General features: G+C 49.5%; 25 protein-coding genes. 1 reads left to right on the top strand and 24 read right to left on the bottom strand.

Annotation, left to right across the window (positions count from 1 at the left end; genetic code table 11):
- Positions 1–324 precede the first annotated feature (324 nt).
- The 12 genes from ADA01nite_RS09380 to ADA01nite_RS09435 all read right to left on the bottom strand — a co-directional run bounded on the left by ADA01nite_RS09380 (position 325) and on the right by ADA01nite_RS09435 (position 10937).
- A complete protein-coding gene (locus ADA01nite_RS09380) occupies positions 325–546 on the bottom strand; it encodes a DUF1146 family protein (RefSeq protein ID WP_146809699.1) in 222 nt (73 codons plus the stop codon).
- A 204-nt stretch (positions 547–750) separates the two neighbouring features.
- Positions 751–2292, bottom strand: coding sequence for an NADH-quinone oxidoreductase subunit NuoN (nuoN, locus tag ADA01nite_RS09385; RefSeq protein ID WP_146809700.1), 1542 nt, complete (start codon positions 2290–2292; stop codon positions 751–753).
- A 6-nt stretch (positions 2293–2298) separates the two neighbouring features.
- The gene (locus ADA01nite_RS09390) at positions 2299–3819 is read right to left on the bottom strand and encodes a complex I subunit 4 family protein (protein ID WP_146809701.1); all 1521 of its coding nucleotides are present in this window, start codon (positions 3817–3819) and stop codon (positions 2299–2301) included.
- Positions 3792–5699 carry an NADH-quinone oxidoreductase subunit L gene (gene nuoL, locus ADA01nite_RS09395; protein WP_371863548.1) on the bottom strand — a complete coding sequence of 636 codons (1908 nt, stop codon included), beginning with the start codon at positions 5697–5699 and terminating at the stop codon, positions 3792–3794. Before nuoL ends, ADA01nite_RS09390 begins: the two co-directional genes overlap by 28 nt.
- Before the next feature lie 24 nt (positions 5700–5723).
- Complete coding sequence (nuoK, locus tag ADA01nite_RS09400) at positions 5724–6035, bottom strand: NADH-quinone oxidoreductase subunit NuoK (protein WP_146809703.1); 312 nt, start codon at positions 6033–6035, stop codon at positions 5724–5726.
- Complete coding sequence (locus ADA01nite_RS09405) at positions 6032–6538, bottom strand: NADH-quinone oxidoreductase subunit J (RefSeq protein WP_146809704.1); 507 nt, start codon at positions 6536–6538, stop codon at positions 6032–6034. The genes nuoK and ADA01nite_RS09405 overlap by 4 nt, the downstream gene beginning before the upstream one ends.
- Positions 6538–6954 (bottom strand): NADH-quinone oxidoreductase subunit NuoI, encoded by a 417-nt coding sequence (gene nuoI, locus ADA01nite_RS09410; protein ID WP_146809705.1) that lies wholly within the window; start codon positions 6952–6954, stop codon positions 6538–6540. The genes ADA01nite_RS09405 and nuoI overlap by 1 nt, the downstream gene beginning before the upstream one ends.
- Positions 6955–6967: 13 nt before the next feature.
- Positions 6968–7969: an NADH-quinone oxidoreductase subunit NuoH gene (gene nuoH, locus ADA01nite_RS09415; protein WP_146809706.1), complete on the bottom strand. Its 1002-nt coding sequence runs from the start codon at positions 7967–7969 to the stop codon at positions 6968–6970.
- A complete protein-coding gene (locus ADA01nite_RS09420) occupies positions 7969–9084 on the bottom strand; it encodes an NADH-quinone oxidoreductase subunit D (RefSeq protein WP_146809707.1) in 1116 nt (371 codons plus the stop codon). The genes nuoH and ADA01nite_RS09420 overlap by 1 nt, the downstream gene beginning before the upstream one ends.
- Before the next feature lie 4 nt (positions 9085–9088).
- Positions 9089–10063: an NADH-quinone oxidoreductase subunit C gene (locus tag ADA01nite_RS22835; RefSeq protein WP_146809708.1), complete on the bottom strand. Its 975-nt coding sequence runs from the start codon at positions 10061–10063 to the stop codon at positions 9089–9091.
- Positions 10060–10578 (bottom strand): NuoB/complex I 20 kDa subunit family protein, encoded by a 519-nt coding sequence (locus ADA01nite_RS09430; RefSeq protein WP_146809709.1) that lies wholly within the window; start codon positions 10576–10578, stop codon positions 10060–10062. The genes ADA01nite_RS22835 and ADA01nite_RS09430 overlap by 4 nt, the downstream gene beginning before the upstream one ends.
- Positions 10569–10937 carry an NADH-quinone oxidoreductase subunit A gene (locus tag ADA01nite_RS09435; protein ID WP_146809710.1) on the bottom strand — a complete coding sequence of 123 codons (369 nt, stop codon included), beginning with the start codon at positions 10935–10937 and terminating at the stop codon, positions 10569–10571. Before ADA01nite_RS09435 ends, ADA01nite_RS09430 begins: the two co-directional genes overlap by 10 nt.
- A gap of 195 nt (positions 10938–11132) precedes the next feature.
- On the opposite strand from ADA01nite_RS09435, the gene ADA01nite_RS09440 reads away from it, so the two are divergent.
- Positions 11133–11618: a low molecular weight protein-tyrosine-phosphatase gene (locus ADA01nite_RS09440; RefSeq protein WP_174760600.1), complete on the top strand. Its 486-nt coding sequence runs from the start codon at positions 11133–11135 to the stop codon at positions 11616–11618.
- Positions 11619–11821: 203 nt separating this feature from the next.
- On the opposite strand, the gene ADA01nite_RS09445 is transcribed toward ADA01nite_RS09440, so the two are convergent.
- The 12 genes from ADA01nite_RS09445 to ADA01nite_RS09500 all read right to left on the bottom strand — a co-directional run bounded on the left by ADA01nite_RS09445 (position 11822) and on the right by ADA01nite_RS09500 (position 23337).
- The gene (locus ADA01nite_RS09445; RefSeq protein WP_146809711.1) at positions 11822–12226 is read right to left on the bottom strand and encodes a F0F1 ATP synthase subunit epsilon; all 405 of its coding nucleotides are present in this window, start codon (positions 12224–12226) and stop codon (positions 11822–11824) included.
- A 31-nt stretch (positions 12227–12257) separates the two neighbouring features.
- Complete coding sequence (gene atpD, locus ADA01nite_RS09450; RefSeq protein WP_146809712.1) at positions 12258–13658, bottom strand: F0F1 ATP synthase subunit beta; 1401 nt, start codon at positions 13656–13658, stop codon at positions 12258–12260.
- A gap of 30 nt (positions 13659–13688) precedes the next feature.
- On the bottom strand, positions 13689–14552 hold the full coding sequence (gene atpG, locus ADA01nite_RS09455; protein WP_146809713.1) for an ATP synthase F1 subunit gamma: 864 nt from the start codon (positions 14550–14552) through the stop codon (positions 13689–13691).
- A gap of 45 nt (positions 14553–14597) precedes the next feature.
- Positions 14598–16109, bottom strand: a complete 1512-nt coding sequence (atpA, locus tag ADA01nite_RS09460) for a F0F1 ATP synthase subunit alpha (protein ID WP_146809714.1) — start codon at positions 16107–16109, stop codon at positions 14598–14600.
- 21 nt (positions 16110–16130) lie between these two features.
- Positions 16131–16670 (bottom strand): F0F1 ATP synthase subunit delta, encoded by a 540-nt coding sequence (locus tag ADA01nite_RS09465; protein WP_146809715.1) that lies wholly within the window; start codon positions 16668–16670, stop codon positions 16131–16133.
- A complete protein-coding gene (atpF, locus tag ADA01nite_RS09470; RefSeq protein WP_246147279.1) occupies positions 16667–17152 on the bottom strand; it encodes a F0F1 ATP synthase subunit B in 486 nt (161 codons plus the stop codon). Before atpF ends, ADA01nite_RS09465 begins: the two co-directional genes overlap by 4 nt.
- A 115-nt stretch (positions 17153–17267) precedes the next feature.
- The gene (gene atpE / locus ADA01nite_RS09475) at positions 17268–17489 is read right to left on the bottom strand and encodes a F0F1 ATP synthase subunit C (RefSeq protein WP_043067557.1); all 222 of its coding nucleotides are present in this window, start codon (positions 17487–17489) and stop codon (positions 17268–17270) included.
- 74 nt (positions 17490–17563) lie between these two features.
- On the bottom strand, positions 17564–18355 hold the full coding sequence (gene atpB / locus ADA01nite_RS09480; protein ID WP_146809716.1) for a F0F1 ATP synthase subunit A: 792 nt from the start codon (positions 18353–18355) through the stop codon (positions 17564–17566).
- Positions 18356–18383: 28 nt separating this feature from the next.
- Complete coding sequence (locus ADA01nite_RS09485; protein ID WP_146809717.1) at positions 18384–18761, bottom strand: ATP synthase subunit I; 378 nt, start codon at positions 18759–18761, stop codon at positions 18384–18386.
- A gap of 1 nt (position 18762) precedes the next feature.
- Entirely contained in the window at positions 18763–18981 is a 219-nt protein-coding gene (locus ADA01nite_RS09490; protein WP_146809718.1) for an AtpZ/AtpI family protein, read from the bottom strand.
- 256 nt (positions 18982–19237) lie between these two features.
- Positions 19238–20431, bottom strand: coding sequence for an acetyl-CoA C-acetyltransferase (locus ADA01nite_RS09495; RefSeq protein ID WP_146809719.1), 1194 nt, complete (start codon positions 20429–20431; stop codon positions 19238–19240).
- Between the two features lie 107 nt (positions 20432–20538).
- Positions 20539–23337, bottom strand: coding sequence for a phosphodiester glycosidase family protein (locus ADA01nite_RS09500; protein WP_146809720.1), 2799 nt, complete (start codon positions 23335–23337; stop codon positions 20539–20541).
- Between the last annotated feature and the right edge of the window lie 272 nt (positions 23338–23609).

Here is a 23609-nt window from a genome sequence, read left to right on the forward strand (position 1 = left end):
GATTAAATATATTATTTCTACAAACGATATAAATCTAAATTATTATCTCGATATCAAGCTAAAATAAAGAAGTAATATAAACCAAGTTATCTGAATTTAAAAAGTAGCTCGCCTGAAACAGAACTAGGTGAGCTACTTTAGTTTTTCTGAAGTTGCCCACAATTCTTCTTTGCGGAAACAGCTTTGCCCTTTTGTGGGCGAGCTTGATGATCCCCTGAAGCGGTCAGCTTACACTTCCCTGCAGAGCGTAACAAAGTGACATGTGCATTCCTTCTTCCATCCCATACATTCCACACATATTTTGATGTTAAGTCAGTAAATTTTCTAGAAAAATTGCCGCAGCAGTTGTGTCCATCCGAAATAATCGGCGAAAAATGAAGCAACATTATGTCCGATGACAATGGATAGGAGAATCTGCAGCAGCTTGGACTGCGGTCCCTTGGGATTGCTGACAAATAAATCAAAACGGAACGCCTGCAACGCCCAGAAGCTCAATGCAATAAACACAAGCGAAAGTAAAATATTAATAATTCCGGCGATCGCCATGATTTTCCCTTTCCCCCTTTCTATTAGCCCAATAAGAAAAACTCGCGGGCGTTTTTCCTCGCTTACGAATGGAGGGAAAGTATATTTTGCTTTATCACTATAAAGCGAAATATACTTTCCTATACCGTAAAAAATGTTCCCCGCTTATTGTATCACAATCAGCATAGGGGAACATTTTCTTCACGCGTATTCTATTCTTATTGCTTACTGCCCGCCGGCCTGGAACATCTGCTGAAGCGGGAAATTGGTATGAATGTACTGCATAACAGGCTCAGGCATAACACCGATTACGACGGTACCGATAAATGCAATCAGCACAACCAGCGCGATTGTACCCGGCACCTTCAACGGTGTCTCCGTCTTGCCCGGGCGCATGTACATCTGACGGATTACGCCGAAATAGTAGTAATACGAGACAACGCTTGTTGCCAGCATAATGCCCGCCAACCAGTAACTGCTGTGCACAATCGTGCTCATGAAGATATAGAACTTGCCGAAGAATCCGGCGCTAATCGGAATTCCGGCAAGCGATAGCAGGAAGAATGTCATCGCTATCGCAATCCATGGCGCACGGTGATACAATCCGGCAAATGACTTTATATCCTCTGTCTGTTGATCACGGTTGACGATCATGATAATCGCGAAAATACCCATATTGGCCAACAGATACGCCACCAGATAAAAGATTGTCTGTTCAAACATCAGCACTGTCAGCGTCGCGAACGGAACAAGCAGGTAGCCCGCCTGTGCGATACCGGAATACGCCATCATACGTTTCATGTTAACCTGGCGCACCGCAAGCGTGTTGCCGATAATCATCGACGCACCCGCAATAATCGCAATGTATAATCCCAGCGTATCCACAAGCACAGAGGTTTGCTGCCCTGTCTTCATGTCGAAGTTCACCAGGTTACCGAAAATGACCAGGAAGACACGCAGCACAATTGCGAATCCCGCCGCCTTCGATACGACCGAAAGAAATGCAGTAATCGGCGTCGGCGCTCCCTGGTATACATCCGGTGCCCACATGTGATACGGCACTGCGGAGATTTTGAATGCAAGACCGACAATCATTAGGAAAAACGACAGAAACACCAGGAAATCGAATCCGCCATGGAATACGCTCGACAGTCTTTCTGCAATCACATACAGGTTCGTCGATCCGGTCAGTCCATAGATGAACGACATCCCGTACAGCGTCACTGCGGAAGCAATCCCGCCCGAGACTACGTACTTAAACGCCGATTCATTGGATTGAATGTGGTTCTTTCTCGTACCGACCAGGATATACGAAGAAATCGACAGCACCTCCATTCCGACATACAGCGTAATCAAGTCGGACGAAGACGCCATGAACATCGCGCCGAGCAGCGCGGTAAGAATCAAATAGTAATATTCACCTGAATATTTAACGTTTCGGCTTTCATCCACGTAGTTGATAGAAATAAGAAACACCAGCGCCACACCGCTTAGGAAAATCAGCTTAAAACCGTTGGCGAAGCCGTCCAGGCGATACATGTCATTAAGAATGGAAACTACGTTTTGACCGGTGTTCTGGACTACAAAGTATCCCGCAACAATAATTCCGATAAGACCAATCCAGGCGAGAATGCGCCGATCGGACTTCCTACCCATTACTAAATCGAGCAGCGAGAGGAGTGTAGCAACACCTAGTATGGTAAATTCGGGGACCATTACTGACCAATCGTATTGCGCCAGGTTTCCCCATGTACTAGCACCATTCATCGGCTTTTACCCTCCTATCCTTGGCACGATATTTTGCAGCGTTGTCTGCAGCGGTTCACTTAATACGGCAGGGTATACACCGATTAAGATGACAAGGCTCAGCAGCACAACCATCGGCACGACTTCAATCGCCTGCGCGTCAGACAGCGACTCATGCTTCTCACGAATCGGTCCGAACGTTGTGCCAAGCGTCGCGCGCAGCAAATAGACGGCCGTCAGGATAATGCCGAGTGCACCGACAGCGGCAATGATCGGCTTCGTGCCGAACAGGCCGACAAAAGATAAGAACTCGCTGATAAATCCGGACATCCCCGGAAGTCCCGCCGACGCCATCATCGCCGTTAACAGAATGCCGGAAATGACCGGCATCGACTTGGCAAGACCGCCAAGCTCACGAATGTTGCTCGTTCCAACGCGCTCATGAATAAGTGATACCATGTAGAACATCAACGCCGCAATCAGACCGTGCGATACCATTTGAAAGATTGCGCCCTGGAATCCCTGGGCATTCATTGCCGCCAGACCAAGCAGCACAATTCCCATATGGCTGACGCTGGAATATGCGAGCATTTGCTTCAGCTCATCCTGCACCAGTGCAAGCACTGCGCCATACAGAATATTAATAACGCCAAGCACGGCAATGAGCGTCGAGAGTTGATTCATCCATTCCGGGAAAAAGGCCGCATTCATACGAATCAACGCATAGCCCCCGATTTTAATCAAGACGCCGGATGAAATCATAATGACAGCCGGATGCGCTTCCTGATATGCCTTCAGCATCCACGTATGGAAAGGAACAATCGGAATTTTAATCGCAAACGCCACAAGCAGCGCAAGGAACAGACCCAGACGAATGCTTTCCGGAATAAAGCCCGGCATATCCGGCACATTGCGCGGTGACATCGGACTTGTAAGCACCTGCTTAATTTCCTCGATATTCAGCGTACCCACCAAAACAAACAGTGCCACAAACACAATCAGCATAATCGCAGATCCGACGCCATTATACAGGAAGAATTTCACCGACGCCTGTTCGCGTTCCGTGTAACCCCAGATCCCCATCATGAAGAACAGCGGAATAATCGTAAACTCGAAGAAAATGAAGAACTGGAACAGATTTGCTGCGGTGAAAACACCAAGCATGCCCATTTCTACAATTAAAAACAAAATGTAAAATTCTTTCCAGCGCTTGTTTACCGTCAGCGCCGCTACTGAGGCCATCGTCGCAATTACGGTTGTGAGCACAAGCAGCGGCATGGACAGCCCGTCTACTCCAACCTCAAACTTAATCGGAATCGCCTGCTCACCAACCGGGATGTTAATCCAGTTCCACTGCTGTACAAGCTGCAGACCCTCCGCAGCCGAATTGAAATTGATATACAGCATCACTGCCAGCACAAGCGGCACAAGCGTTGTCAGGATGCCCAGCGCCTTAATTGTACCGGGCAGGCTTCTGGGAACGAAAGCGAGCAGCAGCACACCCAAAAGCGGTGAAAACGTTAGGATTGTAAGAAAATAGTTCGCCATTGCTCCGCGTACCCCCCTGCAATTGTTAAACCGGCAATCAAGAGCACCAAGCCAATAAAGGCAATCGCGCCATATGTTTGTACTTGCCCGTTCTGCATCCGTGCGCCTGTACTTCCGACACCCTTCGTAAACGCGACGACAAGACGCACCAAGCCATCCACTACCCACACATCAAATGCATACATGCCTTTGCCAATTGCACGTAGCGGTTTGACAAATACAGCATCGTAAATTTCATCTACATAATATTTATGGAATGACAGGCGATACAGCGGACCGCCCTCTCCCTGCGGAATCGTACCCTTGCCGTACATCGACCAGGCAAGCCAGATACCCACAAGCGATACGCCTACCGCAAGAAGCGTTACCCAGACGGGAGCCGCATGCTCTGCGCTATGCCCGCCTGCATGGAACATAGTAAAACCATCCGTGAGCCATTCGCCAAGCACCGGCTTCCACGGCGTATTAATGAACCCGGCTACAACCGCCAGCACAGCAAGTACAAGCATCGGCACTGTCATCACACCAGGCGATTCGTGCGCCTCTGCACCTCCGCGCGCCTGTCCGCTAAACGTGAGGAAGAACAGGCGGAACATATAGAACGCCGTAAAGGAAGCGGCAATCAGCGCAACCACAAACAAATCAATATGCCCGGATGAAAGCGTCGCAACAAGAATTTCTTCTTTCGACCAGAAGCCCGCGAACGGCGGTATCCCTGCAATCGCCAAACACCCAATTAAGAATACGAGCCCGGTAATGCGCATCTTCTTCCACAGGCCGCCCATCTCAAAAATATCCTGCGTATGCACGGCATGTATAACGCTGCCCGCCGCAAGGAATAATAGAGCTTTAAAGAAAGCGTGCGTCATCAGGTGGAATGTTCCCGCTACGTACCCCGCAGCGCTTGCCGCACCCAGCGCCAGCATCATGTAGCCCAGCTGGCTTACGGTTGAATAGGCGAGAACACGTTTGATATCTCTTTGCGTCAAACCGATTGAAGCGGCGAAAATTGCGGTAAAACCACCTATATAGGCGACCGTTTCTGCCGCCACCGGAGATGCGAGATACAGATCGTACATCCGGGCTACCAGGTACACACCCGCCGCAACCATCGTAGCGGCGTGAATCAATGCACTGACAGGCGTCGGACCTTCCATAGCATCCGGTAACCATGTATGAAGCGGAAACTGACCGGACTTACCTACGGCACCGACAAAAATCAAGATACCGATAAGCGTAAGTTTCCACTCTTCTACAGCACCCGCTTCGATTTTGTTAAAGATATCGTTGTAGTTAAAGCTTCCAACCCACCAGAAGATGAGGGCGAGTCCGATAAACAGGCCGACGTCACCAATACGGGTAACGATAAAGGCTTTTTTGGCCGCCGCTTTTGCTTCCGGCTTATAGAAGTAGAAACCTACAAGCAAGAAGGAGCAAACACCTACAAGTTCCCAGAATATGTACAGCTGTAGAATGTTAGGTGAAAGCACAACGCCCAGCATCGAGAACGTAAACAGGGCGAGATATTGATAGAATACCGGAAAACGTTCGTCACCGTGCATATAGCCGCGGGAATAGATATGAACCAGCATACTGACCAGTGTAACAATCACAAGCATCATGGCATTCAACTGGTTGACTTCAAAGCCCATCGTAATCTCCTTGCCGGCAAAAGTCAGCCAGTGAAAGTCATTGTAGATATAATCTTTCGCATCCTCGGCAAACCGCTCAAAGAAAATCAGGAGCGCCACCACGAACGAAGCGCCGGTGGCGAGAATACCAACGTACGCCGCGGCCTCTTTCAGTTGGCGTCCAAAGGCTACAAGCAGCACGAAAGCTAAAAGCGGAAAGAGCGGCACAAGCCAGGCATTCGCAATCATTTCCATATTCACCAATCCTTTTCTCTATCGCTTCATTAAGTCCATCTCATCCACCTGTACAGTATTGCGGTTGCGGTACAGAGAAATGAGGATGGCCAGCCCTACGGCTGCTTCGGCTGCCGCCACCGTAATGGTAAATAACGAGAAGATTTGCCCCGAGATATGCGGGAATAGGCCATATTTGGCAAACGCAACAAGGTTAAGGTTCACGGCGTTCAGCATTAATTCGATTGACAGCAGAACGACTACGGCGTTTCGTTTGGTCAATGCGCCATACAGACCGATGCAGAACAGAATCAATGCCACAAGCAAATAGGAGTTAATCGGTACACTCATTCCTCTTCCGCCTCCTTCTTGGCCAGAATGATGGCTCCGACAAGCGCTACCAGCAGAAGAACAGATACCATCTCAAACGGAATGACATAATTGGTAAACATCTGTACCCCGATTTCCTTTACATTGTCTTTGGCCGTGAAATCGGCAGGCTTATCGCTCCATTGGACACTTTGAATTCCGAGAAAAACAATAATAAAGAACACGGAAACTCCGATACGAATCAGCCATTTGACAGGACTCTTCTTCTCCTGAACTTCCGAAGCATCATGGCGTGTCAGCATAATACCGAACAGCATAAGAACGGAAATCGCCCCGGAGTACACAAGAATCTGCGTCATCGCGACGAACTCGGCTTCGAGCAATATATACAGTCCGGCGATGCTCAAGAATGTAAACGCGAGCGCCACCACCATATGCACAACCCGATGAAAGCTGATCATGAAGACCGCTCCCCCGATGGTCAGCAGGGCAAGAACGAAAAAGGCGATAAATTGTCCGCTCATCAGGCGTTCCCTCCCCGCACGTTTGTATTGTTATTGTCCAACCACTCCAGGTTTTTGAACAATTCGTCGCGGCTGTATGCAGCCAGTTCGAAGTTGGTCGTCATCACAATCGCTTCCGTCGGACATACTTCCGTGCACAAGTCACACAGAATGCAAATCTCAAAGTTAATATCGTACGTATCGATGACTTTCCCTTTCTTGTTCGGGTCCTCGCTTTTCTTCCCAATCAGATTGATGCAGCCTGTCGGACAAATCCGGGCACACTGGTTACATACAATGCATTTTTCGGGTGCGAAATGCTGAATGCCGCGAAAGCGCTCCGGCCAAACCATTTCCTGGTCCGGATACATGTGGGTAACTTTCTTTTTCGTCATCTGTTTAAATGTGTAAGCCATACCCTTAGCAAAGCCTAGCATACTATCACCTCTTTTAAAGCACCGTTTTTAACACAGCGGTGATCAGGATATTCAAAAGCGCAAGCGGCAGGAGCACTTTCCAGCCCATCTGCATCAACTGGTCCACACGCATACGCGGGAATGTAGCCTGCAACCAGAAAATAAAGAATACGATCGCAAGAAATTTTAGCCCAAACCAGATAATTCCCGGAATAAAGCCGAGGAATTCGAACGGCGGAAGCCAGCCGCCCAGGAACAGCACCGTCGTCAGTGATGCCATCGCAAAGATGTACACATATTCGGTCAGCATAAAGAATGCCCAGCGGAAACCGCTGTACTCAACGTGGTAACCCGAAATAAGCTCCGATTCCGCCTCGGTCAAATCGAACGGTGTCCGGCTTAACTCGGCAAGCTGCGCGATAATAAAAATAATAAAACCTAAGAACTGCGGAATGAAAAACCACATGCCCATTTCTTTCTGCTTCTCGACGATGTCAATTAAGTTTAAGCTGCCAGTCATCAGGATAACGCCGACAACGGACATAACAAGCGGAATTTCATAACTGATCATCTGTGCCGCAGAACGCATGGCCCCAATCAACGCCCATTTGTTGTTGGACGCCCAACCACCCGTTACCACACCCAACACGGTAATGCCGGAAAGAGCGATGTAGTACAGCAGACCCACCCCGACATCGGCAAAATGGATGCTCTCGGTGAACGGCATGACCGCAAGGACCCCAAACGCCGGCATAAACGCAATGATCGGTGCGATAATAAACAGCGGCTTATCTGCGGCTTTCGGAATAATATCTTCCTTAAGAAGCAGCTTCAATACGTCGGCAACCGTCTGGAGAAGCCCCAGTGGACCTACCCGGTTCGGACCTATGCGAAGCTGCATCCAGCCAAGGATTTTGCGCTGGAAATAGATTGAATACGTTACGAAGCCAAGCACAATGCCCAGCAAAGCCGCCGCAGACAAAATGAACACCAGACTGTTCGTAAGGCCCAGGCTTTGTTCAATATAAGCCCCCATTAGCCGTCTACCTCCCCAAGCACGATATCAATACTTCCGAGAATCGCTACCATGTCAGCAACGTTTTGCCCCTTGACAAGCTTCGGAAGAACCTGCAGATTCGCGAAGGAAGGACGACGGAATTTGATGCGGTATGGCTTATCTTTTCCGTTGCTTGAGATATAGCAGCCGATTTCTCCGCGCGGCGCTTCGATTCTTGTAAATGCCTCTCCCTGCGGTGTGCGAAGCACCCGGGGAACCTTGGCCATAATTTCTCCTTCTTTAGGGAATTGCTCAATCGCTTGCTCGACAATATTCAGCGACTCTTCCATCTCTCTTAAACGGATTTTATAGCGCGCAAAACAATCACCCGCGGTTTCCGTCGGCACTTCGAATTGGAAGCGGTCATAAATCGAATACGGCTCATCTTTGCGCAAATCCCATTTAATGCCCGTAGAACGAAGCAGAACGCCGCTTAGCGAGTAGTTAATCGCGTCTTCCTGCGTAATAACGCCAATGCCTTTCAAACGGTTAATGAGTACTTCATTTCCTGTTACGAGTGTATGGTAATCTTGAATTTGCTTGCGCATATACGGAACAAATTCTTTTACTTTTTCAATCCAGCCTTCCGGAGCATCCCATTTGACGCCGCCTACCCGCATATAGTTGTATGTCAGACGTGCCCCGCTCAACTCATTAAAAAAGGCAAGAATCTTCTCGCGGTCCACAAAGGCATACAATAGCGGGCTCAGCGCTCCCAAATCGAGCAGGTATGTACCGAACCACAGCAAATGACTCGCCACGCGCTGAAGTTCGAGCACAATGACACGCAAATATTCCGCGCGCTCCGGAATCTCGAGTCCCATCATCGTTTCTACGGTATGGACCATCATATAGTTATTCGACATCGCCGAAATATAGTCCATGCGATCTGTATAGGGAATAATTTGCGTGTAGTTTAAGTTCTCAGCCAGCTTTTCCGTACCCCGGTGTAGATACCCGATAACCGGGATGGCTTCTGTAATCGTTTCCCCGTCAATCTTGACAATCAGGCGAAACACCCCGTGTGTACTCGGGTGTTGAGGACCGACATTGAGCAGCATTTCTTCGGTTCGCAGTTCCGTGCTTGAGCTCATGTCCTCACACCTCCTCATCGTATTGTACATAGTCTTTGCGAAGCGGATGTCCGACCCAGTTATCCGGGAGCAGAATGCGCCTCATATTAGCATGTCCTTCGTATTCGATGCCAAGCAGGTCATACGTTTCTCTTTCGAACCAGTCCGCACCGGCCCAGATATCCATGACAGACGCCACTTTGGCGTTGTCCCGATCAACTTTGACTTTGACGCATACATTGTGGCGGTGTTTGTAAGAGTAAAGATAGACGATGGATTCCATGTAGGTCTCATAGTCTACGCCAAGGCTTAAAGACAAATAGTCAAAAGCCAATTCTTCATGGTCGTGCATGAAACGGGCTACGTCATGCCACTTCTCTTTTTTGACAATGAGTGTAGGAATATGTTCGCTAAGCTCATTAATATAAGAGTCTTCGAATACATCTGCGCCAAATTCCTCTGTAATAACTTTCACAATCTTATCGAGTATCGGCTGCTTCGGTGACGGCTTTTTCGGCTCTTGAGCCGCTTCTTCACCGACTGCGCCTCCTGCAGCTTTTGCCTTGGCCGCAGCGGCTGCGGCGGCTTTTGCTTTTGCGGCGGCGGCCGCTTTCGCTTTCGCGTCATCATCTCCACCGGCTGCGCCTGCGGCTTTCGCCTTAGCAGCAGCGGCTGCTTTCGCTTTCGCGGCGGCGGCTGCCTTTGCCTTGGCGATGGCATCTGCGTCGCCTTCCGCCGGTTTCCCGGCTGCGCCCTCCGCCTCCATACGCTTGCGCTTCGCTTCGGCAGCGGCCCTGGCCGCAGCGGCAGCCTTCGCTTTCGCAGCGGCGTCCGCCTTCGCCTTAGCTACATCATCGGTGTTTGCCTCCGGCTTATCTCCACCGGATGCCTGAGCGGCTTCCGCTTCCATGCGTTTTCTTTTTGCTTCCGCTGCAGCCCTGGCGGCTGCCGCGGCCTTCGCCTTCTCTTCCGGTGTCGGTTTCTTTTTCTCTTCACTCATTCACCGATCACCTTCTTCCCGGTTTTTGCTTCATATCGAATTTTCTCTTGCAATTTATTAATTCCGTAGATTAATGCAGGCGGGCTTGGCGGACATCCCGGAATATATACATCAACCGGAATGATTTGGTCTACCCCCTTCACTACAGCATACGAGTTGACATACGGTCCACCCGCCGTAGCACAGGAACCCATGGCGATAACCCACTTCGGTTCAGCCATCTGATCGTACAGACGGCGTACAAGCGGGGCCATCTTCTTCGTTACCGTTCCGGAGACAATCATACAGTCAGACTGGCGCGGCGAGGCGCGATAGAATACGCCAAAACGGTCCGTATCCCAGTTGGCGCCGCCCGTACCCATCATTTCGATAGCACAACAGGCCAGACCAAATGTAAGCGGCCAGATGGAATTGCTGCGGGCCCATGCTTTCAACTGCTCAAACGTACTGAAAAATACGCTGCGTTCAAGCTCTCTGCGTTCCTCTAAGCTGATGTTCTCTAAGTTTAGTTCCATTCCAACACCTTCTTCTTCCAGGCATAGATTAACCCTATTACCAGCAGTACAATAAAAATAATCATTTCGACTAGTGCGAATAATCCGAGACTGTCATAGGCGACGGCCCATGGATACAAAAATACAGTTTCTACGTCAAACACTACAAATAACAGGGCGAAAATGTAGTATTTAACGTTAAACTGCACCCAGCTTGACCCTACCGGATCCACACCGCTCTCATAGGTCTTTCTCTTTTCTTCCGTCGGGTTGCTAGGGCGCAGAAACCGCGCCAATGTAAGCGCACCCACAGGCAAGAGAACGCCTAAGAAGAGAAAAATGGCAACAATCAAATAGTTGTTTGCATATACTGTCGTCATACCTTCCCCCCTACCCTACTCTATGGATTCTTATGATAAAATTAAGTAAAAAACAATAACTGGATGAAAACCCCACACAATTATATCAAAAGGCTTGGGTACTGTCTAATACAGAAATACCAGATATTATGATACATTTATATTTATATATGAATAAAACTTTGATACATTACATTTGTTCAAGGAAGTGGTTTTTTGAAAAAGGAGAAAATCAGCGTTATTTTTGTGTGTTTGGGAAATATATGCCGCTCTCCACTGGGGGAAGGAGTGTTCCGGCATCTGGTGAAAGAAAAAGGGTTAGCGGAATACTTCATCATTGATTCAGCAGGCACTGCAAACTATCATGAGGGAGAGCTGCCGGATCCGGGTTCCAGACGCATCGCGGAAAAACACGGGATATCGCTCGCCGGACAATACGCCCGGCAATTCACTGTAAACGATTTGACCCAGTGGGATTATATAATTGCCATGGACTCTTCAAACCATACTAACATTCGTCAAATAGGTACGCTTACCGGAAACATTCACCTAATGCGCGAATTCGATCCGGAAGGTCCGGGAGACGTACCTGACCCTTGGGCGCGTGGCGACGATGCTTTCTTCGAAACCTATACCATCATCCGTCGTTCTTGCGAAGTATTGCTTGACCATATTATCAAAAAACATCATCTGCCAACTTAAGTTTTATTTTCTTCATTATAACACACCATGCCACTCTTGGCCCAACACACAAGAAAGCTCTCTCCAAAAATTTCGGAGAGAGCTTTCTTAATGTAAAAAATAAAAAAAAGAAGAGGGAGAAGGAAAGAAGATCGGAGGAAGAAAAAGGCCTTCACCTTTTTCCTCTACTTCAACCTCTATCTTTCCTCTCTTCCCTCGACTCTTTACTTTCCAGCGACATCAAGGCGTGTCATTGCACGCTGAAGCGCCAATTGGGCACGCTTGAAATCAATGTCTTCTTTTCCGCTTTCAGCGAGGCGGCGTTCAGCACGCTCTTTCGCTGCAGCTGCGCGGTTCACGTCAATATCTCCAGGAAGCTCTGCGGCTTCTGCAAGAATCGTTACCTTGTCCTTGCGAACTTCCATTATGCCGCCACTGACTGCGATCTTGTCGTCTGCGCCTTCGTGTTTCTTCACCAGAACCGGAGCAATCTTCAGCGGTGTAACCATCGGAATATGATTCGGCAAAATACCCAAATCCCCTTCTGCTCCTCTGGCTACGACGATGCGAGCATCCCCGCGGTAGACAACCCGTTCTGGAGTAACGATTTCGACTGCAATTGTATTCATTTACGAAACCCTCCCCATCATCAGGGTTGAACTACATCTTTTTCGCTTTCTCAACCGCTTCTTCGATTGTTCCAACATACAGGAACGCTGCTTCCGGAAGATCGTCGTGCTTGCCTTCCAGAATTTCTTTGAAGCTGCGAACCGTTTCTTTAACCGGTACATATTTTCCAGGGAAGCCTGTGAACTGTTCAGCAACGTGGAACGGCTGAGACATGAAGCGCTGGATTTTACGCGCACGGTTAACTGTTTGTTTATCTTCATCGGACAACTCGTCCATACCCAGGATGGCAATGATGTCTTGAAGTTCTTTATAACGCTGCAGGATAGACTGCACGCCGCGAGCTACATCATAGTGTTCCTGGCCTACAACCGCAGGTGTCAGGATACGGGAAGTAGAAGCAAGCGGGTCTACCGCAGGATAGATACCAAGCTCGGAAATACCACGGTCAAGGTTCGTTGTTGCATCCAGATGCGCGAACGTTGTAGCAGGCGCCGGGTCAGTGTAGTCATCCGCCGGTACATAGATCGCCTGGATGGACGTTACAGAACCTTTCTTCGTAGATGTGATACGCTCTTGCAGTTGACCCATCTCCGTTGCCAGTGTCGGCTGGTAACCTACTGCGGACGGCATACGTCCAAGCAGGGCGGATACCTCAGAACCGGCCTGTGTGAAACGGAAGATGTTGTCGATGAACAGAAGAACGTCACGGCCTTCCGCATCGCGGAAATACTCAGCCATTGTAAGACCAGTCAGGGCTACGCGCAGACGCGCTCCCGGCGGCTCGTTCATCTGACCGAATACCATGGATGTTTTGCTGATAACGCCGGAGTCTACCATCTCATGGTAGAGGTCGTTACCTTCACGTGTACGTTCACCTACACCCGCGAAAATGGAGTAACCGCCATGCTCCTGGGCGATGTTGTTGATAAGCTCCTGGATAAGTACGGTTTTACCTACACCGGCACCACCGAACAGACCAATCTTACCACCTTTTGCGTACGGTGCGAGCAGGTCTACAACCTTAATGCCCGTCTCAAGCATTTCATCAGATGTGGATTGCTCTTCGAATGCAGGTGCCGCACGGTGAATCGGGTGATATTCTACATCTTTCGGAGGCTCTTTTAAGTCGATCGGCTCACCGAGTACGTTAAATACACGTCCGAGCGTTTTCTCACCAACCGGTACGGAGATGGCTTTACCTGTATCAACAGCTTCCATGCCACGTACCAGACCGTCCGTAGAAGACATGGCAACTGTACGAACGATGTTATCTCCCAGGTGAAGAGCAACTTCAAGAGTCAGCTCAATTTTCTTACCGTTATCAAGTGTTTCGTCAATTTTAACAGCGTTATAGATTTCAGGCAGGTGTCCGCGTTCAAACTGAACGTCTACGACCGGACCCATAACCTGAAGTACGCGTCCCTTGCTCATCTGTTTCCCTCCTATCTAACGCATCGAAGCCTATTCGAGCGCGCTGGCTCCGCCGACGATTTCCGCGATTTCTTGTGTAATCGCCGCCTGGCGGGCACGATTATAGAACAGTGTATAGCGTTCAATCATATCTGTAGCATTATCCGTTGCGTTGCCCATCGCCGTCATGCGGGCACCATGCTCACTGGCTTTGGCCTCCAGCAGTGCACTGAAGATGAGGGTTTCCGCATACTTCGGCAGCAAGTCGGCAAGCACTTCATCCGCGGACGGTTCGAAGTCGTATGTCGGCGTTCCCTCCACCTTCTCGACATCAGCCAGCGGAAGCAGACGCAGTTCCGTCGGTTCTTGCTGGATGGCGCTGATGAATTTGTTATACACGAGGTACAGTTCATCAATACCGCCATCGGCAAACATTTGAACAGCACTGCGCGTGACGTGCTTAATGTGGGCGAATGTCGGGGTATCGGACATATTCACGACTTCTTCGGCAATCGGATAATCGCGCTTCTTGAAGAAATCACGGCCTTTACGCCCCAGCACGAAAATTGTGTACTCATCTTTGTTGTTATGACGTTCAGCAATGGTGCGGACTACCATGCGGAGCACGTTACTATTATATCCGCCCGCAAGGCCACGGTCAGATGTGATAACGACATAGCCCGTTTTCTTTATCGGACGGCTCTCGAGCATCGGATGCTTGGCGCCTGACGTTCCCGCCGCAATGCTCATCACCACTTCACGCATCTTCTGCGCGTACGGGCGAGCCGCTTCCGCTCTCTCCTGCGCACGGCGCAGTTTTGCGGCGTCGACCATTTTCATGGCTTTCGTAATCTGGCGTGTGTTCTGCACGCTTTTGATGCGCGCTTTTATTTCACGAAGTCCTCCTCCGGCCACGTTTGTTCACCACCTTTGTTCCTTGAATTAGTGTATTGCGCTTGATTATTCGGATACAGCGAAGCCCTTCTTGAACTCTTCGATTGCCGCGTTCAATTGGTCTTCCGGTGGTAATTCTTTCGTGTTAACAATCGTGTCGAAGATTTCCTTCTTGTTGTGTTCGATGTAAGCATGCAGCTCTTTCTCAAAACGGCGCACATCACCTACCGGGATGTCATCAAGGAAGCCCTTTGTAGCCGCATAGATGGAAACAACCTGTTTCTCAACCGGCATCGGCTCGAACTGGCCTTGCTTGAGAATCTCAGCTGTACGCTCCCCGCGGTTCAGACGGGCCTGCGTCGCTTTGTCCAGGTCGGAACCGAACTGCGCGAACGCTTGAAGTTCACGGTATTGCGCCATGTCCAGTTTCAGTGAGCCCGCAACTTTCTTCATCGCTTTGATTTGGGCGGCGCCCCCTACACGCGATACAGAGATACCAGTGTTCACCGCCGGACGTTGACCGGAGTGGAACAGATTGGACTCAAGGAAGATCTGACCATCCGTGATGGAGATTACGTTTGTAGGAATGTACGCAGATACGTCACCTGCTTGTGTTTCGATGAACGGAAGAGCAGTCAGAGAGCCACCGCCCAGGTCATCGCTCAACTTCGCAGCACGCTCTAAGAGACGGCTGTGCAGGTAGAATACGTCCCCGGGATATGCTTCACGGCCCGGCGGACGGCGGAGCAGCAGGGACAGCTCGCGGTATGCTGCCGCTTGTTTGGAAAGGTCATCGTATACGCACAGTACGTGCTGACCTTTATACATGAAGTACTCACCCATTGCTACACCCGCATATGGAGCAAGATACAATAGCGGCGCCGGATCAGAAGCTGTTGCGGATACAACGATTGTGTACTCAAGCGCACCGTGTTGGCGAAGCGTTTCTACTACACCCGCAACCGTGGATTGCTTTTGACCGATGGCAACGTAGATACAAATCATGCCGTTGCCTTTTTGGTTGATGATTGTATCGAGAGCGATCGCGGTTTTACCTGTTTGGCGGTCACCGATGATAAGCTCACGCTGGCCGCGGCCGATCGGAATCATCGCGTCGATTGCTTTGATACCCGTTTGCAGCGGTTCATGTACGGATTTACGCGCCATAACACCAGGCGCCGGGCTTTCGATTGGACGGAACTCCGTCGTTTCAATCGGACCCATCCCATCAATCGGTTGACCGAGCGGGTTTACAACGCGGCCAAGCATTGCTTCCCCTACCGGAACTTCCATGATGCGGCCCGTACGTTTTACTTCGTCGCCTTCGCGGATATCCGTGTAAGGTCCGAGAATAACGACACCCACGTTATCTTCTTCCAGGTTTTGCGCCAATCCCATTACGCCGTTTGCGAACTCAAGTAGCTCCCCGGCCATAACGTTTTGCAAACCGTGAACGCGCGCGATACCGTCACCAACCTGGATAACTGTGCCCACATCCACTACCTGGATGTCAGATTTATATTTTTCAATCTGTTGTTTAATCAGAGAACTAATTTCATCTGGTCTGATTGCACTCACCTTATGGTTCACCCCTATCTATCATACTTGGGCTTGCTTGATTTGCTGTGTGAAGCGAGCCAGTTTGCCTTTGATGCTGCCATCATAAAGACGGTCGCCGATGCGTACGATGATGCCGCCGATGATGGAAGGATCGACTTTGGCCTTCACACGCAGCTTTTTGTTTACTTTCTGACCGAATTGTTCGGCCACTTTCTGTACTTCCGCTTCAGTCAGCGGTTTTGCCGTGATCACGGTTGCGTCGGCATAGCCGCGCTCTTCATTGGACAGGTTCACGAAGTGCTTCGCGATATCGTTCAATTCATCCTCACGCCCGCGCTCGAGCAGAAGATTCAAGAAGTTCAGCGTCGTTTCAGAAACTTTACCGGCAAACAGGTCGTTTACCATCTCTTTCTTTTCCTGCGCTGTCACCTTCGGATGAGTCAGAAGCATCTTCAACTCATCGCTCTGCTTGATAATATCCGTAATTTGAGTCAATTCTGTTTCTGTTGTATCAATCGCCTGTTGTTCACTGGCTACTTCATATAAGGCACGGGCATAGCGCTTTGCGACAGCACTCATACTTGACCGCCCACCTGTCTCATAAACTGCTCAATCGTATCTTGCTGTTCAGCTTGCGACATTTCCTTTTCGATAATCTTGGAAGCAAGCAGCACAGAAAGACCCGCTACCTGATCGCGCACAGAAGCGATCGCTTTCTCTTTTTCACGGTTGATTTCGAGTTTAGCTTCTTCGATCATGCGCTCAGCGCGGGCCTGGGAAGCAGCAATGATTTCCTGTCCTTCCACATCCGCTTGCTTTTTCGCACGTTCAAGAATGGTTTGCGCTTCTTCGCGCACTTTCTTTAATTCAGCGCGCTGCTGTTCGAGCAGAGATTTTGCTTCCGCGTTCGCTTGCTCAGCAGCCGTGATTTGACTTTCAATATACTCCTGGCGTTTTTGCAGCACCGACATCGCCGGTTTCATCGCAAACTTGGACACAAGCGCCAGCAGGATTAAAAACATAACAACTTGAAACAACAATGTGCCGAGTTGGATTTCCACAGTTCGTCAACTCCTTTCCTATAGCAGGAGAATTCATCTAAGTACAAAAGGAAGGCGAAGGATAACGGCCCCCGCCCCGGTAAAATTATACAATTGCTGACTTTTCTCTAAACGATTAGCCGAGACGTCCGAACAGCATGAAACCGATAGCAACTGCGATGATCGGAACGGCCTCAACAAGACCCAGACCAAGGAACATAAGACCCATCAAACCGCCACGTGCTTCCGGTTGACGAGCAACACCTTCGATTGTACGAGATACTACAAGACCGTTACCGATACCTGCGCCAACAGCGGCAAGACCAAAAATTAAACCTAATGCAATTGCGAAATCCATTATGATTTCCCTCCTCAGAAAATGATCAAAATCAAATAAATTTTATCGATAAAAAGGTTGTTAACTTATTTTTCTTAGTGGTCATCCACAACTTTTTGTGAGATATACACTAAGGTTAAAGTGGTAAAGATGTAAGCCTGTACAGCACCCACGAATACGGAGTAGCCCAACCAGACAATCAGCGGAAGGCTTACTACCGCTACAGAGCCTGCCAACAGGAAGGCGATAAGTACCTCACCCGCGAAAATGTTACCAAAGAGACGAAGCGGGAGTGTCAGCGGTTTGATGATGAATTCCTCCATGACATGAAGGATAAACATCAGAGGATGCGGCTGGAACCAGTGTTTTACATAGCTGCCTGCATCTTTTTTAATGCCCAGGTAATGCGCATACAACAGCACCATTAGAGCCAAGCCAAACGTCACGCTTGGCGAAGCCGTCGGTGACTTAAACCAGGCAACGCCCAATGTTTTTTCCATATGGCCGTCATGCTCGACCTCGTGACCGTGTTCATTGATCACTTCTTGGGTAATACCTAACGAAGGGATCGGTTCGCTGTGCTCAACAGTGAAATTTGCCATGACACCCAGCTGGTTTCCTATAAAAATGTACAGGAAAAGCGTCAGGGCCAGCGTTACAAACTTTGTACTGGTCTTCGCATCCATAAATTGGCCGGCGATTCCGCGAATGAAATCAATAACCCATTCGAAGAAATTCTGCTTACCCTTCGGTACTCCGGTCGTCATATTTCTTGTGCAAAGCATCACAACGATAAATACCAGGACGGAAGTAAGAATAGTCATCAGCACTACAGGAACGTCAAAGCGAAGTCCTGCAAACTGAACAATCGGAGAGTAGTGTTCCATTTTCTCATTCACCCCTTTCGTAAGCACGTTATTTTTTTATCAATAAATATTGAGAGATAGCAAATAGAAGTGTCATGACCGAAACGGTCATAAGTCCAATAACGACCCCGTAAAAGGAAAACATATGAGGCATCTTAAAGGAGACATACACCGAAAAACCGGCAAGCAAAAAGCGTGGCAGCATCCCAATTCCCCGCAACCGTTTCCCGGGAGTAAGCGCCACTTCTCCAGCCTGCAGCGTTTTCACATAAAGAATAAAGCCGTTTGCCATACTTACCAGCATGCCAAGGATAAGCCCCTGAAAAAATACACGCTGCGGCATAAACAGCCATAACAGGACGACGGCCGTAAAAAGAAGAAATATGTATCGGGCTATGTGTTTAATGGATGAAGCAAAGGATTCCATGTTACTCTCCAAAGAACTGTTTGACTAAGAAGAACACTCCTAGTATACCCAACCCTAAACCGAACAATAGACCGATAAGCAAGAACCACGGTTCGGTTCCCAACCAATTATCGACCGCTCGTCCGGCCCAGAAGCCAAAAATAACAGAGGTAGCCAATTCTACCCCTATTGTCCCGACTAATGCAAAAGCTCGTAAAGGTCCGTTCTTATCCTGCTTCACCTACGGCACCCCTCCCGTTTTCGCTTTCACACGCTCCCAGTTTCCAAAAAAAATTCGACACAAACCGCCGATTCTCCTAAGAAAAGGTTAGGAACAATGCGTCATAACTAAGTTATGATCTATATTGTCCCTAACCATAGTACTTAAGCATTTATTGTTTGTCAACAAGCTGCAATAGGATTGTCACTTTTTCGACAAAACCAGCCTGCTTCGTACAATTTAATGCAGTAACTGCCCATTTTGCGCTTGACAGCCGTTAATTATTTTCTATTTCTACAATGGTTGCTACACCCTGTCCGCCGCCGATACAAAGCGTTGCCAGACCGTAACGGGAACCGCGGCGCTTCATCTCATGCAGCAGCGTGACGAGTACACGTGCGCCGCTCGCACCGACCGGATGACCAAGAGATATGGCGCCGCCATTGACATTAAGCTTCTCATCCGGGATATTCAGTTCGCGTCCCACTGCCAGCGATTGCGCGGCAAACGCTTCGTTCGCTTCTACCAGATCGATATCTTCGATCGTCAGACCCGCTTTTTCAAGCGCTTTCTTCGTAGACGGAACCGGTCCGATACCCATGATGGACGGATCAACCCCTGCGCTTGCATTGGCACGAATCACAGCCATCGGTTTGAGACCCAGTTGCTCGGCACGCTCACGGCTCATCAGCACAAGCGCCGCTGCTCCGTCGTTAATGCCCGAAGCGTTGCCTGCCGTCACTGTTCCTTCTTTTTTGAAAGCCGGCTTCAGCTTGCCAAGTTGCTCTACTGTTACGCCCGCACGCGGGAATTCATCCCTGTCAAACAGTATAGGATCGCCTTTACGCTGCGGGATTTCTACCGGAACGATTTCGTCAGCGAACTTATTCTCATTCATTGCCGCTTCAGTCTTCTGCTGGCTCCACGCAGCAAATTTGTCCTGCTCTTCACGGGTAATTCCGTACTTCTCAGCCAGATTCTCCGCCGTGATACCCATATGATAGTTGTTAAACGCACACATCAGGCCATCCGTCAGCATGCTGTCAAGCACCTTCTGATCGCCCATGCGATAGCCGGTACGCGCTTTCGGCATCAGATATGGCGCCAGACTCATATTCTCCATGCCGCCCGCCACGACAATGTCAGCATCTCCAAGGCTGATCGCCTGTGCAGCCAGATGAACGGCTTTCAGACCCGAGCCGCACAGCTTATTGATGGTAGTAGACGGAACTTCATACGGCAGTTCGGCTTTAACGGCAGCCTGGCGCGCCGGACCCTGGCCGAGGCCCGCCTGTAAAATGTTCCCCATGATGACTTCATCTACTTGATCGCCGGAAACGCCTGCGCGCTTCAGCGCTTCTTTAATTACGATAGCCCCCAATTCCGTAGCCGGAATGTTGCTTAACGCTCCCATGAAGCTTCCAATCGGTGTACGGACAGCACTTACAATCACTACGTCACGGTTACTCATAGCTTTGGCTCCCTCTCTCTCACTTTTTTTAATTTTTAATACATACTCGTACTATATTCGAGTGAAAAAAAACGAATTCCTGCTAAGGAGAGAGAATTTAATATAAATTAAAAACTTTTCATCAGGCGGTCCAGCACAACGAGCGATTCGGCACGGTTTGCCGTCCGATTCGGCCCGAAGCCGCCGTTTGCATCGCCGCTTACGTATCCGCGCTCAGACAGGAAACGGATGCTTTCGGCCGCATAGGCTGGAAAAGAGGAAGCATCTTTAAAGGACGGAGACAATGTCGCAGGCTTGTTCGCATTGCCGTATCCCTTCTTTATGGCATTATGCATCATCACGGCCATTTGCGCTCGGCTAATCGGTGCATCCGCTTTAAATGTTCCATCGTCAAATCCCGAAACGATTCCTTTTTCCACAGCAGCCAGAATGGAAGCTTTCGCATAATCCGGCAGCTTATCCTTAAACGGTGATTGGGCTTTGGCCGGGTTGTTCTTCGTCCAACCGAATGCGCGGTCCATGAACGTTACGAACTGTCCGCGGGTGACCGCCACGGAAGGTCCCAGCTTCGTTGGAGTAATGCCGCTCACAATACCTTTTTTATACATTTCAATCAGTGTTGCTTCCGCCCAGTGTCCTTTAATATCGGTAAATCCGGTCGGATTGGCGGGAGCGGGCGGTGGTGTTACCGGTGCTGTGTTTGCCGGATACTCCAATGAGATTTCATCAAAATAGACTGTGCCCTGAGGCTCAAGCGTTGAATCTTCCTCATCTACCACATAGAGACTCTTCAGCGCTACCGGATACGCAACTCCCGCCGGGAAGCTGGCTTCAATCTCCTTCCAGTCAGTCCAATCGATTTGTTTGGCCAGATCCACATAATGAGTCTTTCCTTTCGCATCCACCAGCTCGGCGCGCAGCCAGTGAAGACTGTTGTCGCCGTATACCCACAACTTCATACCAAGCGGCTGACCCGGCATCGAGAGCGGGGAGGAGCCAAAACGTCCATAGGCAAAACGCATATCGACATTGGAAGAGCCTTCAAAATTATACGCCAGGCGCAGTGCTTTGCCGGACGCTTTTACCGGCTCGCCGTCCGTTGTCTGGCGGAACGATCCGTTCGTGCTGATAGAAGCGGGGATCGTATGATAACTGAGCGTAGTTAGATTATCGGTGTTGGTCCAGAACGACCATCTCGTTCCTACGGTAACCGGAACCTTGCGCACAATATTGTTGTAGGTAACAACCAGCTCACCGGACTTGCTCGTCTGTCCCGCCTGAATCGTAAAGCCCTGCAGCGTGCCCAATCCTGCTGTAAGCGATGTCTTTACCATACCGGGAGAGGCAGAAATAACCTGTCCGCTTTTTGTCTTCAACGAAACAGAAAAACTGGTCTGTCCGCCGCTGCGGAGTGCTAACGGCGACGGCGATACGATAATGTCCGTCACTTCCGGAGCCGTTATGCTTAAGCTTAGACTCTTCTTCACACCTCGATATTCTCCGGTAACCGTAATCGTACCGCTGCGTTTTGGAGTAAAGACATTTTTATTGAATGTACCGTCCGCCGGATTCGCCGTCCAGGTAATGTCGGCCGGATTCAATGTATACGGATTGTAATGGTTATCATACGCTTTAACGGTAAGAGTAATCGGCTGCCCCACTACTCCCTTGCTACCGTTGGTAAAAAGGAAATTCGCAAACTCACCCGCAGGCGCCGTATTGAATACCGCAAGCCCCGTCGGCACCGCACGCATAGCAGCGCCCAGTTTCGGTGTATTCAGAAGCGTTGTTTGCGTATCTCCCGGATAGCGGGCCACCATTGTGGTAGATCCGCCACCGTCAAGGTTCGCCGCATTGTATGCGCCCAGCTTCAACATCAACTGAGCCAGCTCGTCCAGCGTGACGCCCCGGCTCTTGTTCGGTCCTTCCACTACGACCATGTAGAGCGTTTTGCCGTCCTGCGATACTCCGAATGCCGTACGGGGCTGGTTGCCACCGATAGAATCAGACGGGATCTTCGTGAGCGCCTTTCCGTCTTTTACAAGCAGCATATGTCCACCCACGGCGCTGTACAGTTCACGATCGCCTACCGGAAAGTCAGTCGTCGTCTGGAGAGTAACCGTCACCGGGTCATTCACTTTAAAATGGCTCAACAAGTACTGCTTGCCTACCCCGTGTCCCCAAAGCACGTATCCGCCCTGCGGAATCGAATAACCAACCGGATTGCCGATACGCATATCCTTGACCCGGTCGTTGACAACCAGTATCTCCACCGCATCTTCATACCCTTTAATCGCACCCAGGCTTGTCGCACCGAAGTCGGAGGTATACAGATTGATTTTATTCAAGTGACTCTTGTCGTTCGTCGGATTGTATTCTTCCTTATTGACCCCCTGAATAATGGCGGTTGTTCCGTCAGGCGCCTGGACGGTCCCATTAAATCCCAAATGAGAAACAATCGCGGTCTTATCATTCAGCAGGCCAAAAGAGTACCAGTTATTGATTTTCCCCATCGAAGACACCAGCTTGCCTTTATCAAGCACGATACCAAACGGAGCGCCTTTGCGATCCATGCGGAAAAAATCGGCATTGATAGCCGCTATGGCCCCTCTTTCATCGGCCATTTTTTTGACATTCTGTCGGACTGTCAGTTTTCCGCCGGTACCGTATATCGGTCCCACTTCCACATACGGGTTGTTCAAATTAACACGCGTGACAAAAACATTTGAAGCTTTACCGTTAATCACATGCCGGTATTTCAGGAGGCTTGTCCCTTCCCCGATGGGAGATTCAGAAACCTTCTCCAGGGACATGCCCGCAGCCATTCCCTTATACGGCATCAGCAAAGCAATCGCTGCCACAATCGCAATAAATGCAACGATTCCCTTGCGTATGTAGTTGCTCATCACCCTTCTCCTCTCTTTTCATACTTACATGGTTTTTTCCAATTAATTTAGACGCCTTAAAGGAGGGATTAGTTTCTATTTAAATTAATATTTGAAGAAAAAGAGAAAAAAGAAGAGTGGGAAACATATGCAACGTCTCATCTCACTCTTCGTGGTCTTTTTAATGAGCTTTTACACGTACCTGTTGGTTTTGCAGAACTTTGAGGGTAAGGTCCAGCACCATTTTTTCCACAAGCTCCGTAAAGGTTCCTTCTTCAAACGGTCCTTTCTTA

This window comes from Aneurinibacillus danicus (genome assembly GCF_007991215.1).
GTDB classification, from domain to species: domain Bacteria; phylum Bacillota; class Bacilli; order Aneurinibacillales; family Aneurinibacillaceae; genus Aneurinibacillus; species Aneurinibacillus danicus.